We start from the raw sequence: 14296 nt of genomic DNA, 5'->3' as shown, positions 1-14296 counted from the left end.
CATGTCTTCCGTTGCTTTCTATACACTTGGCTGCAAAGTGAACCACTACGAAACAGAAGCCATCTGGCAGCTATTTCTTAAAGAGGGCTATGAGCGTGTCGATTTTGAAAAACGCGCAGATGTTTATGTCATTAATACATGTACCGTTACGAACACGGGCGATAAAAAAAGCAGGCAAATGATTCGGCGTGCGGTTCGCAAAAATCCTGACGCGATTGTTTGTGTAACAGGATGCTATGCGCAAACCTCTTCAGCTGAGGTCATGGATATTCCGGGTGTTGATATTGTTGTCGGCACACAAGATCGCGTGAAACTGCTCGAGTATATTGAACAGTTTAGAAAAGAAAGAGAGCCGATTAATGGCGTAGGGAACATTATGAAAACGAGGGTGTACGAAGAACTAGATGTTCCTTCTTTTACTGACAGAACGAGAGCCTCTCTCAAAATTCAAGAAGGCTGCAACAACTTCTGTACCTTCTGCATCATCCCTTGGGCCCGCGGCCTTCTTCGCTCGCGCGAACCGGGTGCGGTCATTAAACAGGCGCAGCAGCTTGTCAATGCGGGCTATAAAGAGATTGTATTAACAGGCATCCACACGGCAGGGTATGGCGAAGACATGAAAGATTATAACTTTGCCCAACTTTTGCGTGATTTAGATGAGAAAGTGATCGGCCTAAAACGCCTCCGAATCTCTTCCATTGAAGCAAGCCAAGTAACTGAAGACGTGATTGAAGCAATTGATTCTTCGGATAAAATTGTCCGTCATCTGCATATTCCGCTTCAATCCGGATCGGATACTGTCCTCAAAAGAATGCGGAGAAAATATACGATGGACATGTTCGCCGATCGTCTGAATAAATTAAAGAAAGCATTGCCAGGTCTTGCGGTCACCTCTGATGTTATCGTTGGTTTTCCTGGGGAAACGGAAGAAGAGTTCATGGAAACTTACAATTTTGTGAAAGAGCACAAGTTCTCTGAGCTCCATGTGTTTCCATACTCGAAAAGAACGGGAACCCCGGCAGCCAGAATGGACAACCAAATTCCAGAGGAAATAAAAAATGACCGTGTCCATCGCTTAATTGCTCTTTCCGATCAGCTTGCAAAAGAATATGCTTCACAGTTTGAGGGAGATGTGCTTGAAATCATTCCCGAGGAACCGTTTAAAGAAGATCCGGATTCAGGCCTATACGTGGGCTATTCCGACAACTATTTGAGAATAAAAGTTCCAGCAACAGAAGATATGGTAGGTAAACTTGTAAAAGTAAAACTTATAAAAGCAGGCTACCCCTATAATGAAGGACAGTTCGTTCGAGTGCTTGGCGACCATGTGTCAATGACATCCTAGGCGGTTTCTGACTCCACGTTTACTTTCATTCAATTTGCGGTATTGTAATTCAAAAAGGAGTAAAAAAACGATGCACCCATTTTCGAGTATAATTGACCATACCCTTTTAAAAGCAGATGCAACATCAAAGGAAATTGAAGAGCTTTGTGAGGAAGCAAAAGCTTTTCAATTTTGTTCGGTGTGCGTCAACCCTTTTTGGGTAAAAAAAGCGAAAGAACTGTTAAAAGGCAGCGCAGTCAAAGTCTGCACAGTCATCGGCTTTCCGCTTGGATCCACAACAAGTGAAACAAAAGCGTTTGAAGCAAATGAAGCAATCGAAAATGGCGCCGATGAGATTGATATGGTGCTTAATATCGGCGCTTTAAAAGAGGGCAAAACGGAACTCGTTGAAAAGGACATTCAATCCGTCGTTATGGCAACGAGAGGGCGCGCGATTGTAAAAGTCATTATAGAAACTTCCTTGCTTACAGATGAAGAGAAAAAAACCGCTTGTGAGATAGCGGTAAAAGCTGGGGCACATTATGTAAAAACATCGACAGGCTTCTCAACTGGAGGTGCCACAGTTGAAGATGTTGAACTCATGCGTAAAGCAGTAGGGCCTGATATCGGTGTAAAAGCATCCGGCGGCATCAGGGATCGTGAAACAGCCGAAGCCCTCGTGAAGGCCGGTGCGACAAGAATTGGTGCAAGCGCAAGCGTTGCAATCGTTTCAGAAGGATAATAAAAAGCTAGTTGTTTTTCTAAAAATTAAAAATTAGTCTGCTCAACAACTTGAGTTTTCTGAAAAATTTATTTATAGAATCAATTTCATAAATTAAACCCTTAGAGCCCCAAGACTTTTGAGACGCAAAAAAAGGAGTACCTCCCCAAAATGTCGAAATGAGTAGTTACCACAACAAACTCAAAGACTGGAGGAAGACTCCCTATGACTATTATACGACAAGGAAGCCTGTTTGACCTGCAAGAATTATATGATTTAGAACCTACCCAACGATTTGAAGCTATCTTTTCAGCCATTGACATTGACCCGATCTTCGCTGTGGTAACGAAGAAATCACGTTTTGGCAGACCTGTTGACCTTAACTATGCAGCTATGATTTACTCCTTGATTGCCAGAATTACGGAACGAATTCCATTCATCAAAGATTTAGTGAAACGATTAAAGAATGATATGATTTTCCGTCTTGATTGTGGATTTTTGGTATCTGATTCTGTGCCATCAGAAGCAGCTTACTCAAGAATGATTACTGTCATCAGTGAATCGAATGTTTTGGAAAGAGTTCAAGAAACACTTCTTCATCAAGCGATCACTGAAGGTTTTATTACAGATAACACGGTTGCCATTGATGCCACACACTTTGAGGCACGAGATCAGGCACCTCCAAAGGAAGAAAAACCCAAAACTGAACCCAAGAAACGTGGTCGTAAATCAAAAGAAGAACGGGAACAATGGTTAATTGAAAAAGCAGAACGTGAAGCCAGTCTTCCTCTTTTTGAAAAGAAAATTGAAGATCAGTTAGACGTTTCTTTAGTCGAACTTCGCGCTGAAATTCCCCAAGATCCTGAATGGGGTGTAAAGAAAAATAGCGAAGGGAAAAATGTGTTTTGGTACGGCTATAAAGCTCACTTAGCTGTCGGGACATCGAGCCAATACATTTTCCAATCCCTTTTTTCTTCTGGTAACCTGAATGACGGAAAGGGAGCGATTCCTTTATTAAAGGGTATTCATGAACGTCTACCTCTGTCTTCTCTACGCTATGAAACCATGGATGCAGGCTATGATTTCGAACCCATTTATACGCAAATTCACCAAATGGGGCATCAAGCTGTTATTGCTTATAATAAACGTAATGAGCCTGAACCTATTGGCTTTGATAAACATTTTGCACCCACATGTTTCCGGGAACATTCCTATCGTTACGACAGCTTTGACCCGAAATATGAAACACTAAAATACACACAACCAAAAGAATGTAAAGATTGTCCCTTAGCTAACGAAGGCATCTGCCAAAAGGTGTATAAAGTCAAAATCACCACGGATCTAAGAAAATACACTGCCCCAGCTCGGGGATCAAAAGCTTGGAAGACGATATTTAAACGTCGTACCGCTGTGGAGCGTGTAAATGCTTATCTCAAGGGATATTTCCAACTGAACAATGTTCGTTATCGTACTGGGAAACGTGCCAAGGTGCATTTTGATATCGTTACTTTAGTTTATAATGCTTCAAAATTAGCTGCCGATCGTATCAATGCCATGTTAAATCAACAACAAGCTGCTTAAATTTTAAAATTTTTAACAGAAATCAAATTCTGCAGGTCTGTGTTTCTTTAAAATATGGAATTATGAAATTGATTCTATAGTTAAACTAGGTGTTTTCAAAGATTCATATTTTTTGCACGTTAGGAAAGTATAAATTTGTTGCACGGTAGAAATTCGGCGCCGTAACAAATTTTAGGTCCTAAGCATAAGTGCAATTATGCCTCTGCCTGCTCCTTTAAGGCTAGCCAATTGGCAAGTTTTCTTTAAAAACATTCTACATGTTTTATGCTTTGCAACTAACATTGTAAAAGGGAGGGCAACATGTATTTCGAGTACAGCGACAAAGTAAAGGATCTTCAAAAAAAAGTTACTGAATTTATGGAAGAATACGTGTATCCAAATGAAAAGACATACGAGGCTCAATTGAATGCCGGCGATAGCCGTTGGGTTGCTCCGCCAATTATGGAAGAGTTGAAAGAGAAGGCTAAGAAAGCCGGGTTATGGAATTTGTTCCTTCCTGAAAGTGATTACGGCGCAGGTCTAACAAATCTTGAATATGCCCCATTATGTGAAATTATGGGTCGCTCCCCCATTGGTCCTGAAGTATTTAACTGCAGCGCACCTGATACAGGGAATATGGAAGTACTTGTACGATATGGTACAGAGGAGCAAAAAGAAAAATGGCTTAACCCTCTGTTAAACGGTGAAATTCGTTCAGCATTTTTAATGACTGAGCCTGGCGTTGCTTCATCAGATGCGACAAATATTCAATTGAATATGGTAAGAGATGGAGACGAATATGTCATTAATGGCCGCAAATGGTGGTCCTCTGGTGCGCTTGATCCCCGCTGCAAAATTGCGATTGTCATGGGAAAAACGAATCCTGATGCGCCAAAGCACCAGCAGCAATCACAAATCCTCGTTCCGCTCGATACAGAAGGGGTGGCGATAAAGCGTTACTTATCAGTATTCGGGTATGACGATGCACCACATGGCCATGCAGAAATTGAATTAAAGGATGTGAGAGTCCCTGTTTCAAATGTTATTTTGGGCGAGGGAAGAGGATTTGAAATTGCACAAGGCCGCTTGGGCCCTGGCCGGATTCATCACTGCATGAGAACAATCGGCGTTGCAGAACGAGCGCTTGAACTGCTCATTGAGCGAGTCCAACAGCGCACGACATTTGGAAAGCTGCTTGCCGATCAAGGTGTTATCCGTGAGTGGATTGCTGATTCAAGAATGGAAATTGAACAAGCTCGTTTATTAACACTTAAAGCGGCTTACATGATGGATACAGTCGGAAACAAAGTGGCGAAAAAGGAAATTGCGATGATTAAAGTCGTTGCTCCTAATATAGCGCTTAAAGTAATTGACCGAGCAATTCAAGCATTTGGCGCAGCTGGAGTCAGCCAGGATACACCGCTTGCATCTATGTATGCAAAAATTCGCACGCTTCGCTTAGCTGACGGGCCGGATGAAGTTCACAGAAACGCCATTGCAAAACAAGAATTAAGAGAAAATCCAATTATCCAAAAGTGAATGGATGAACGTAAGGCTTTGCGTTTTCAAAGTTGATGACGCTTCTCATATTCGTTGGCAGCCAGAAAGCATTCAATTTTTAAGATAAAAAACAGAAAGCAAATTGAATTTGCTACATACATAGGGGGTATGTTTCGTTTATGCATGTGAAAGAAATTTTTGACTTAACAGGAAAAACAGCAATTGTTACAGGCGGAGGAAGAGGTCTTGGCGAAATGATGGCAGAAAGCTTTGCTGAAGCTGGCGCTAACGTTGTCGTCTGTTCCAGAAAATTAGAAGCTTGTGAAGAAGTAAGCAAAAAATTAAAAGAAAGGGGAGTTGGTTCGCTCGCTTTTCAATGCGATGTTACCAATCCTGATGACATTAAACATGTTGTTGACGAAACGCTGAAGGAATTTGGGCAGATCGATATACTCGTCAATAACAGTGGAGCAACATGGGGAGCGCCATTTTTGGAAACCCCGCTGGATAAATGGAACAAAGTTATGAACGTCAACGCAACGGGAACTTTTTTATTCTCACAGGCTGTTGCCGGACATATGATTGAACGCAAACAAGGGAAAATCATCAATATTTCCTCAGTTGCAGGTTTAAAAGGAGCTGCAGAAGGAATGATGGACACTGTTGCATACAATGCAAGCAAAGGAGCGGTCATTTCCTTTACGCGAGATCTTGGTGTAAAACTGGCAAAACATAATATTCAAGTAAACGGAATTGCACCCGGTTGGATTCCTACGAAAATGTCTCAAGGCTTGCTTGAGAAAGTTGGAGACAAGTTTTTAGAAAGGATTCCTGCAAAAAGATTTGGAAAAGACTCGGATATGAAAGGAGCGGCATTATTTTTAGCCTCAACAGCATCTGACTATGTCGTAGGTCAGACAATCGTTGTTGATGGAGGTCAAATTTCTTCGTAAAAGGATAAACAAACCAGTCTATCATAATTACTATGTAGGTGGAATAAAAGAATTTTAAGCAGCCGTCTTTTGAGTTTGAATAGCTGAACGTAGAAAGCTGGAGAGCGGCCATCATTGTATTTTCTTTCTTTCAATCGCTCGGAAAGCTTCGGAGTGTCTTAATAGCTTTTTTGTCAAACTCAAACCAACTGTGGATTAAAGTTCTTTGGTTCCTTTCTTATAGGAATTATCAATACATAATGAAAAAAGGAGAATTGAGAATGGCAAAAAATGACAGAGATCCAGTAATTGTATCTGCGGTTCGTACGGCTATCGCAAGACAGGGAGGGGCGCTTGCAAGTTTAGACGCACATGTATTTGGCGCCGAAGTCATAAAGGAAGCTGTAAAGCGTGCAAAAGTTACTCCTGAAATGATTGATGACGTTATTTTCGGAAATGTGTTAAGTGGCGGTGGAAATATTGCAAGATTGACAGCCTTGCAAACAGGATTGTCAGTTGACGTTCCGGGATTGACTATCGATCGCCAATGTGGTTCGGGGATCAATGCCGTTAATCTGGCTGCCCAAGCAATTCGGTCTGGAGCTGGAGATGTATATGTTGCGGGTGGAACAGAAAGTATGACGAGGGCGCCATACTTAATGAATCGGCCATCAAAAGCCTATAGCCCTACTCCGCCCCAGTTCCGCAAGTCCATGCTGTCACCAAAAGAAATTGGCGACCCGCCAATGGGAATCACTGCTGAAAACCTTGCCGAAAAATACAATATAACGAGAGAAGAGCAAGATGAATACGCATACGAAAGCCAGAAGCGTATGGCAAACGCAATGAAAAATGGCTTTTATGATGAGCAAATTGTTCCAATTTCAGTGCCTCAACGAAAAGGCGAACCGATAATATTCGATAAAGATGAACATCCACGTCCAGAAACGACGATGGAAGCACTTGCGAAACTTCGCCCGGTATTTAAAGAGGGGGGAACAGTGACGGCTGGAAGCAGCTCAGGGTTAAATGATGCCGCTTCGGCGCTTGTCGTTATGTCTCGGGCAAAAGCCAATGAATTAGGACTTGAAATACTCGCTGTTGTTAGAGACTATGCTGTAGCCGGGTGTGATCCTAACATAATGGGAATTGGCCCCGTTCCAGCAACGCGAAAATTAATGGAAAGAACGGGCCTATCAATCGACGATTTCGATGTCGTTTATTTGAACGAAGCGTTTGCTGCCCAAGTTCTAGCATGCAACAAAGAACTTAACATCGATCGAGATAAGCTAAATGTAAACGGCGGCGCAATCGCACATGGCCACCCACTCGGAGCGACTGGCGGTATTTTGGTCACAAAAGCAGTTTACGAATTGAAACGTACAGGAAAAGTACGTGCCCTTGTTACTGCTTGCATCGGTGGAGGCCAAGGAATTTCCACTGTAATTGAAAGAGATGAGTAAGTTTGTGAATTAAAAAAATGGCAGTGGCATTAGGTATGCCGCTGCCTAAACTTTCATTATGGTAGTATAGAGAAATATATGGTGGGAACAAAAGATTTTAATAGCAGTCTTTCTGTGTTTAAAATTCTTTTGTTCAACTTATATTGAACAGGTCTAATTTGATTTTTTTTTTGGAGTGAGTGGAGTGAAGCATACCATTGAAGTGAAAGTCCGTTTTTCAGAAACAGATTTATTAGGGCATGTGAACAATTCAAGTTATTTCGTTTATTTGGAAGAAGCACGTGTTGAATTTTTTAAAAAGACAAAACCTTATAGCAAAGAAAAGTCTTTTGTCGTTGCTTCTGTTAAATGTGATTTCATTCGTCAAGCCTACTTTGACCAAATCTTGTCAATCAATACTGAAGTTGTAAAGATAGGAAATAAGAGCTTCGAACTGAACCATGAAATTTTAGAAAAAGAAACAGGAACATGCATTGCAAAAGGACAATCAGCCGTCGTTTATTTCAATTTCGAAAAACAAAAGAGCGAGCCAATTCCAGTTGAGATGCGCCACCAGCTAGAAGAATATCTTTCAACTAAAACTCAAACCATTCAATAGATCGGAGTGCATGTAATTGGGGAAGATTGATCTTCTTCTAAAAAAAGAAGAAATTAACGACAACATTATGAACAACAACATCGCTGTCGTTTTCGATATTTTGCTTGCGACATCAACCGCTTCTGCGATGTTTTATTATGGCGCAAAAGAGATTATTCCTGTTCTCGATGGGAAAGAAGCGTTAAAATTAGCGGAAAAACAGGCAGATGATAATTTTATGTTAGTCGGAGAACATCTTGGTATAACAATCGAGGGGTTTTTAGATCCAATTCCGACACGCTTGAAAGATAAGGTGAAAGGAAAAAGAGTCATTTTTTCAACAACAAACGGTACTGTAGCTTTAAAAAACTCTTGGGCTGCAAAAGCCGTTTATGCAGCATCTATCCTTAATGAAGAAATTTTGGCAAACCATCTTATGAATGAGTATGGTGCGGACTCTTACATGCTCGTCTGCTCTGGCTCCTCAGAAAAATTTAATCTGGAAGACTTATATGGAGCAGGATCTTTTATTGAGAATTTAATCCAAGCAGGAGAAACACAAGGCATTGATTGGGAGATGTCTGATTCTGCTTTAGCAGCTCTCCACTTTTATAAAGGAAACAAAGAAAATGGTGAGCAACTTCTAAAGGCATCAAGAGTGGGCAGAAAACTTGTTAATGAAGGCCATGGTGAGGATGTGGAATACATTTTGAAAAAAAATGCCTGCCCGGTTATTTCACGTCTTGAAGGCGAAAGTCTTAGACGAATTGATGCAATAGGTGTTAGCGAGTAAGGCTGCCGTTGGTTAAATATAAAAAAAGCAGTAGTTGACCCTACTTCTACATGTATATTATAATGACAAAAGACATGTTTTCATTCATCCTATTGATGTATGGAAGTTTCGGAGGGAGGGATAGAGAATGGCAGAAACTCGTGTTCGGAAAAACGAATCACTTGATGATGCACTTCGTCGCTTCAAAAGAACAGTATCGAAGGAAGGCACATTGGCTGAGGTAAGAAAGCGAAAACACTATGAGAAACCTAGTGTAAGGCGTAAGAAAAAATCTGAGGCAGCAAGAAAGCGCAAGTTTTAAGAGAGGGTGTGCACTTCAATGAGTCTTGACAAGCTTCTTATGGAACATATGAAGCAGGCGATGAAGAATAAGGAAAAGGATAAGTTATCTGTCATTCGAATGGTGCGCTCTTCATTGCAAAACGAGGCGATAAAGTTAGGCAGAGAATTAACGGAAGAAGATGAATTAACCGTTCTGACACGAGAAGTAAAGCAACGGAAAGACTCCCTCCTTGAATTTGATAAAGCCGGGCGAGAAGATCTCGTTAACAATGTAGAAAGTGAAATTAAGGTGTTGGAAGCCTACTTGCCAACACAGCTTACCGATAAAGAACTTGAACAAATCGTTCAAGAAACCATATCTGAAGTCGGCGCCACGTCGAAAAAAGATTTCGGAAAAGTGATGGGCGCTATCATGCCGAAAGTAAAGGGCAAAGCAGATGGCAGTGTGGTAAATAAACTTGTGCAGCAACACCTATCATAACTTCTAGTTAACACGTCTTGTGATTACAGGGCGTGTTTTTTAATCTAATGAAAGGAGGACGGCATGAAGAAATTTCGAATTTTTATTTATTGCATGTTTATTTTTGGTTCACTTATTTCTCTTGTAGGGCATCACTCCTCGCAGGCTGAAGGAAAAGGTGGAAAGGTCTATTTTATCCCTGTTGAACAGGAAGTGGAACGTGGCCTTGAGGCATTTCTAAGGCGCTCCCTTGAAGATGCCAAAACGCAGGGCGCAAGCCATGTTGTTTTTGAAGTGAATACACCTGGCGGTCTAGTTCAAGCGGCTGGAAATATCGCGAAACTTTTGCGTGAAAGCGATATTCCAACAACAGCATATATTAAGAAGGATGCACTTTCAGCTGGTGCTTATATCTCCCTGAATGCCGGCCAAATTGTTATGGCGCCCGGAAGCCGAATGGGGGCAGCGGCGGTGATTGACCAGGAAGGGAATACAGCGGATGAAAAAGCTGTGTCAGCGTGGCTAGCGGACATGAAATCTTCTGCTGAATTGCATGGCCGTGACCCAATCTATGCATTGGCGATGGCTGATCCAGATATCGATTTGCCTGAGTATGGCGCCGAAAAAGGGAAATTGCTTACACTAACCGCAAACCAAGCGCTTGAAGTAGGCTATGCAGAAGCCATTGTAAAGAACCGTAGTGAATTACTTGAATTTCTCAATTTAAGGGATGCGGAAATCGTTGAAAGTGAAATTACAATTTCTGAAAGAATTGCAAGATTGGTCACCCATCCTGTAATCGTTCCGATTCTATTATCTCTTGGCAGCCTTGGGCTTATTTTAGAATTGTATTCTCCCGGGTTCGGCATCCCAGGGATTATCGGTTTGAGTTCACTTTTTCTTTTCTTTTTTGGCCATGCGATTGCAGGTTTTGCCGGATGGGAATCATTTATTTTATTAGGTGCAGGCATTATCTTAATTTTGATAGAGATTTTCACGCCAGGCTTTGGTATATTTGGTATTAGTGGACTAATAGCGATGCTCATAAGTATTGTGATGTCTACCGGCACGACAGTTGTAAATAGCTTGCTTTATATTTTTATTGCTTTTATTATCACCTTAGCCGCTTCGGCCCTCTACATAAGAGTATACGGATACAAGGGATTTCTAAGAAAAATAGTCCTCACAGATTCTGAAAGAACAGAACTTGGCTACGTATCGAATGAAACGAAGCACGATCTTGTAGGCCACATTGGGCAAACCGTTACACCTTTACGGCCAAGCGGAATAATTGATGTCGGAAGTGAACGGTTGGATGTTGTCTCGGAAGGAGGATATATCCAACAAGGGAAGCAAGTTGAAATTGTAAAGGCGGTAGGCTCACGTATCGTTGTTCGCGAAATAAGGCACGATAAAGAATAAAATGAATAGGGAGGAAAAGCAATGGGTTTGGATCCTGGTACATTAGGTACATTGTTATTAGTTGGGTTAATTATCATTGTCGTAGCTGTATTGTTTACATTTGTTCCAATCGCTTTGTGGATATCGGCATTAGCCGCTGGCGTGCGAATTGGAATTTTTACCCTTGTGGGGATGCGCTTGCGCCGCGTTATCCCGTCAAGAGTCATCAATCCGTTGATTAAAGCAGAAAAAGCGGGGCTCGATTTAAGTGTAAATCAACTGGAAAGCCATTATCTTGCCGGAGGTAATGTCGATCGGGTCGTTAATGCTTTAATTGCAGCTCATCGAGCAAATATTGAATTAAGTTTCCAACGTGCGGCTGCGATTGACTTGGCTGGCCGTGACGTACTGGAAGCTGTGCAAATGAGTGTTAACCCAAAAGTCATTGAAACCCCGTTCATTGCAGGTGTAGCAATGGATGGAATTGAAGTAAAGGCAAAAGCAAGGATTACTGTACGCGCAAATATTGATCGGCTTGTTGGGGGAGCAGGAGAAGACACCGTTATCGCACGTGTAGGGGAAGGGGTTATCTCAACGATTGGTTCGAGTGACAACCACAAACTTGTTTTAGAAAACCCGGATTCCATTTCACATACTGTTTTAGCTAAAGGTCTCGATGCGGGAACTGCATTTGAAATTTTATCAATCGACATCGCAGATATTGATATCGGTAAAAATATCGGGGCTGGCTTACAAACCGATCAAGCGGAAGCAGACAAAAAGATTGCCCAAGCAAAAGCAGAAGAACGCCGTGCCATGGCTGTTGCGCAAGAACAAGAAATGCGCGCACGGGTTGAAGAAATGCATGCTAAAGTTGTTGAAGCAGAAGCAGATGTTCCGTTGGCAATGGCCGAAGCGCTTCGTTCAGGAAAGCTCGGCGTGATGGATTATATGAACTTGAAAAATATTGAAGCTGATACGGATATGCGTGAATCGATTGGCAAAGGAAGCGAAGTAAAAAAAGATGACGATCACACGAAAGGAAAGAGGTAATCCTTTTGTTTATTGAAGAGATCATTAACTTCTTCTTCCAAAACATTTTCTTTGTGCTTGTTATCCTGTTTGGAATCAGTCGTTTTTTCAAACGTGCTGTTTCTTCGACAGAGCAAAAGGAAAGAAAAGCGGGGCCGCCACCGCTGCCTCCTGTTGCAAAGCCTTTCTTTGAAAAGAAGGTTGAAAAAGAAGAGCATAACAAACCGCAAACCGATTTTGCTGAAGAAGTAGAAGAATTGGACGGCGTTAAGACGGAAAGCGATGAATTTGCGATTCCCATACCATCAGTAGATATTGGTGAAACCATTGAATTGCCATCTATGAAAAGGAAATGGGAAAATAAAAATGAAAGGCTTGCTTCCGTGTCGCATAAAGGGACTTTTCATGCGCCAACACATCGCCAAGTGGTGGATGGCATCGTATGGGCGGAAATTCTTGGACCTCCTCGGTCAAGGAAACCTTATGATTACAGGCGACGGCGTTATTAGAGAATACTCGAAAAGTCCAAAGGCTTATAGTAGGCAAGTCAGTTCGACGTTATCACAGGACGCGATGCCTTTAGTCGAACTTCCTTTTTAAAAGAGAATAAATTTCATTGAAAAAAGATCGGGCATCGATTTGCCCGATCTTTTTTTAGTGTGATAGTTGGCACGTTTTTTTCATACATATGAAAGGAGAGGAGGTTATCCAATGGCAAAATGGCGAGATAATTTAAAAAAATGGTTATGGAGAAAGACGGAGTTACCCGCTGATGCCTTTTTGGATTTACCTCGAATCACAATGATTGGACAGCTTCATATCTACATAGAAAATCATAAGGGAGTTCTTCGCTTTTCAAAAAATGAACTTCGTTTATCTTTAAAACATGGCCAGCAACTGCAAGTAAAAGGTGAAGATTTCGTGATTAAAACCATTTTGCCCGAAGAAATTTTGTTGGAGGGAAAGATTGCAAACGTCCAATATATCGATTCGATTTGAGCAGGATCGATTGGGAGGTATTCACCTCCCAGTCTAAATATTCCAAACCGAGGTGTGATTGTTGAAAAATCGCTTATTTCATTCGTTACGAGGATACGTAAAAGCCGAAATCAAAGGGAAGTATACTGAGCTTTTTCTTAACAGGTGCACGGAAAAAAACATCCCGATTTGGTCTGTAAAAAGGGTGGACGATGAAACAATAAGTTGTTTTTTTTATACAAAAGATATTAAAAGCATTCGCAAGCTGATGAGAAGGACAGGTTGTCGAATGTATTTTAAAGGAAGATATGGCTTTCCTTTTTTTCTGAAAAAAGTAGATGCAAGGAAAGGCTTTGTATTAGGGCTACTCTTTTGCCTTTTTATAATTTTTCTCTGTTCCAACATCATTTGGAGTATACAAATCAAAGGCGCAAGCCCGGAAGTAGAACATAAAGTCAGACAAGCACTTCACAATGTTGGGGTAAAAAAAGGAGCCTTTATTTTCTTTTTACCAAGTGAACAAGAAATTCAGCAAACGGTCACCGAACAGTTGGAAAACGTTACTTGGATGGGAGTAAAACGTTTAGGAACCCAATATTCTTTCGATGTGGTCGAAAAAAAAATACCGAAAGAAAAACCGGCCTTAAATCCCCGCAATCTAGTTGCCAAAAAAAAGGCAGTGATTCATAAAGTGTTTGTTGAACAAGGCCAAGCAAAGGTGAAAGAAAAAGACTACGTTCAAAAAGGGCAGATTCTTGTCTCAGGATATATTGGAAAAGATGAAAATACAAAGGTTGTACCTGCGAAAGGAAAAATCTTTGGAGAAGTATGGTATATCTCTGAAGCATCGGTACCTTTGAAGACGATTGTAGTGACAAACACGGGTAAGGCAGAAAGTAAACATATTATCCAGTTGGGCAAACTAAAAATACCTGTTTGGGGATTCAATAAAAAAGGCTTTAAAGAAATGGAAATTATAAATGATGAAAAACCAATTTATTTTTTAAAATGGAAATTGCCGATCGCTTACATCAAGCAAACAATGCTTGAAATTGACAATGTAACGCGATCCTACACGAAGAAAGAAGCTGTAAAAACAGCCATTGAATTAACAAAAAAAGATCTGCTAAGAAAACTTTCCGAAGATGCAGAAATAAAAGGGAACAAAATTTTGCAGCAGAAGTATGAGAATGGTAAAGTTAACGTAATGATTCATTATCAAGTCATTGAAGAAATATCGAAAGAACAACCGATTATTCAAGGAGATTGAGAA

General features: G+C 41.1%; 15 protein-coding genes. All 15 read left to right on the top strand.

What is annotated here, in order from left to right:
* Position 1 precedes the first annotated feature (1 nt).
* The 15 genes from mtaB to yqfD all read left to right on the top strand — a co-directional run bounded on the left by mtaB (position 2) and on the right by yqfD (position 14293).
* Positions 2-1345 (top strand): tRNA (N(6)-L-threonylcarbamoyladenosine(37)-C(2))-methylthiotransferase MtaB, encoded by a 1344-nt coding sequence (mtaB, locus tag DCC39_RS05565; protein WP_116553899.1) that lies wholly within the window; start codon positions 2-4, stop codon positions 1343-1345.
* Between the two features lie 70 nt (positions 1346-1415).
* A complete protein-coding gene (gene deoC / locus DCC39_RS05560) occupies positions 1416-2066 on the top strand; it encodes a deoxyribose-phosphate aldolase (RefSeq protein ID WP_116553898.1) in 651 nt (216 codons plus the stop codon).
* A 204-nt stretch (positions 2067-2270) separates the two neighbouring features.
* Complete coding sequence (locus tag DCC39_RS05555) at positions 2271-3626, top strand: IS1182 family transposase (protein ID WP_116553897.1); 1356 nt, start codon at positions 2271-2273, stop codon at positions 3624-3626.
* Positions 3627-3926: 300 nt separating this feature from the next.
* Positions 3927-5144: an acyl-CoA dehydrogenase gene (locus tag DCC39_RS05550; protein WP_116553896.1), complete on the top strand. Its 1218-nt coding sequence runs from the start codon at positions 3927-3929 to the stop codon at positions 5142-5144.
* Positions 5145-5284: 140 nt separating this feature from the next.
* Positions 5285-6058: an SDR family oxidoreductase gene (locus DCC39_RS05545; protein ID WP_116553895.1), complete on the top strand. Its 774-nt coding sequence runs from the start codon at positions 5285-5287 to the stop codon at positions 6056-6058.
* Between the two features lie 260 nt (positions 6059-6318).
* Positions 6319-7500 carry a thiolase family protein gene (locus DCC39_RS05540; protein WP_116553894.1) on the top strand — a complete coding sequence of 394 codons (1182 nt, stop codon included), beginning with the start codon at positions 6319-6321 and terminating at the stop codon, positions 7498-7500.
* 184 nt (positions 7501-7684) lie between these two features.
* A complete protein-coding gene (locus tag DCC39_RS05535; protein ID WP_116553893.1) occupies positions 7685-8098 on the top strand; it encodes an acyl-CoA thioesterase in 414 nt (137 codons plus the stop codon).
* Between the two features lie 16 nt (positions 8099-8114).
* Positions 8115-8870 carry a 2-phosphosulfolactate phosphatase gene (locus DCC39_RS05530; protein WP_116553892.1) on the top strand — a complete coding sequence of 252 codons (756 nt, stop codon included), beginning with the start codon at positions 8115-8117 and terminating at the stop codon, positions 8868-8870.
* Positions 8871-8997: 127 nt separating this feature from the next.
* Positions 8998-9171, top strand: a complete 174-nt coding sequence (gene rpsU / locus DCC39_RS05525; protein WP_116553891.1) for a 30S ribosomal protein S21 — start codon at positions 8998-9000, stop codon at positions 9169-9171.
* 18 nt (positions 9172-9189) lie between these two features.
* Positions 9190-9633 (top strand): GatB/YqeY domain-containing protein, encoded by a 444-nt coding sequence (locus tag DCC39_RS05520; protein WP_116553890.1) that lies wholly within the window; start codon positions 9190-9192, stop codon positions 9631-9633.
* A 63-nt stretch (positions 9634-9696) separates the two neighbouring features.
* Entirely contained in the window at positions 9697-11034 is a 1338-nt protein-coding gene (locus DCC39_RS05515) for an NfeD family protein (RefSeq protein ID WP_116553889.1), read from the top strand.
* 27 nt (positions 11035-11061) lie between these two features.
* Positions 11062-12066: a flotillin-like protein FloA gene (floA, locus tag DCC39_RS05510; RefSeq protein ID WP_116553964.1), complete on the top strand. Its 1005-nt coding sequence runs from the start codon at positions 11062-11064 to the stop codon at positions 12064-12066.
* 5 nt (positions 12067-12071) lie between these two features.
* Complete coding sequence (locus DCC39_RS05505; RefSeq protein ID WP_116553888.1) at positions 12072-12554, top strand: hypothetical protein; 483 nt, start codon at positions 12072-12074, stop codon at positions 12552-12554.
* 202 nt (positions 12555-12756) lie between these two features.
* Positions 12757-13044: a sporulation protein YqfC gene (gene yqfC, locus DCC39_RS05500; protein WP_116553887.1), complete on the top strand. Its 288-nt coding sequence runs from the start codon at positions 12757-12759 to the stop codon at positions 13042-13044.
* Positions 13045-13102: 58 nt separating this feature from the next.
* The gene (gene yqfD / locus DCC39_RS05495) at positions 13103-14293 is read left to right on the top strand and encodes a sporulation protein YqfD (RefSeq protein ID WP_116553886.1); all 1191 of its coding nucleotides are present in this window, start codon (positions 13103-13105) and stop codon (positions 14291-14293) included.
* The last annotated feature ends 3 nt before the right edge of the window (positions 14294-14296 follow it).

It is taken from the genome of Pueribacillus theae, assembly GCF_003097615.1.
In the GTDB taxonomy this organism is placed as follows: Bacteria; Bacillota; Bacilli; order Bacillales; family UBA6769; genus Pueribacillus; species Pueribacillus theae.
The sequence above is the reverse complement of the archived record's forward strand: the minus strand, read 5'-3'. Positions and strand labels throughout refer to the sequence as shown.

Bases quoted from the DNA above. Each gene is read 5' to 3' on its own strand.
- mtaB (WP_116553899.1), top strand. From the start codon at position 2: ATGTCTTCCGTTGCTTTCTATACACTTGGCTGCAAAGTGAACCACTAC.
- deoC (WP_116553898.1), top strand. From the start codon at position 1,416: ATGCACCCATTTTCGAGTATAATTGACCATACCCTTTTAAAAGCAGAT.
- DCC39_RS05555 (WP_116553897.1), top strand. From the start codon at position 2,271: ATGACTATTATACGACAAGGAAGCCTGTTTGACCTGCAAGAATTATAT.
- DCC39_RS05550 (WP_116553896.1), top strand. From the start codon at position 3,927: ATGTATTTCGAGTACAGCGACAAAGTAAAGGATCTTCAAAAAAAAGTT.
- DCC39_RS05545 (WP_116553895.1), top strand. From the start codon at position 5,285: ATGCATGTGAAAGAAATTTTTGACTTAACAGGAAAAACAGCAATTGTT.
- DCC39_RS05540 (WP_116553894.1), top strand. From the start codon at position 6,319: ATGGCAAAAAATGACAGAGATCCAGTAATTGTATCTGCGGTTCGTACG.
- rpsU (WP_116553891.1), top strand. From the start codon at position 8,998: ATGGCAGAAACTCGTGTTCGGAAAAACGAATCACTTGATGATGCACTT.
- DCC39_RS05520 (WP_116553890.1), top strand. From the start codon at position 9,190: ATGAGTCTTGACAAGCTTCTTATGGAACATATGAAGCAGGCGATGAAG.
- DCC39_RS05515 (WP_116553889.1), top strand. From the start codon at position 9,697: ATGAAGAAATTTCGAATTTTTATTTATTGCATGTTTATTTTTGGTTCA.
- yqfC (WP_116553887.1), top strand. From the start codon at position 12,757: ATGGCAAAATGGCGAGATAATTTAAAAAAATGGTTATGGAGAAAGACG.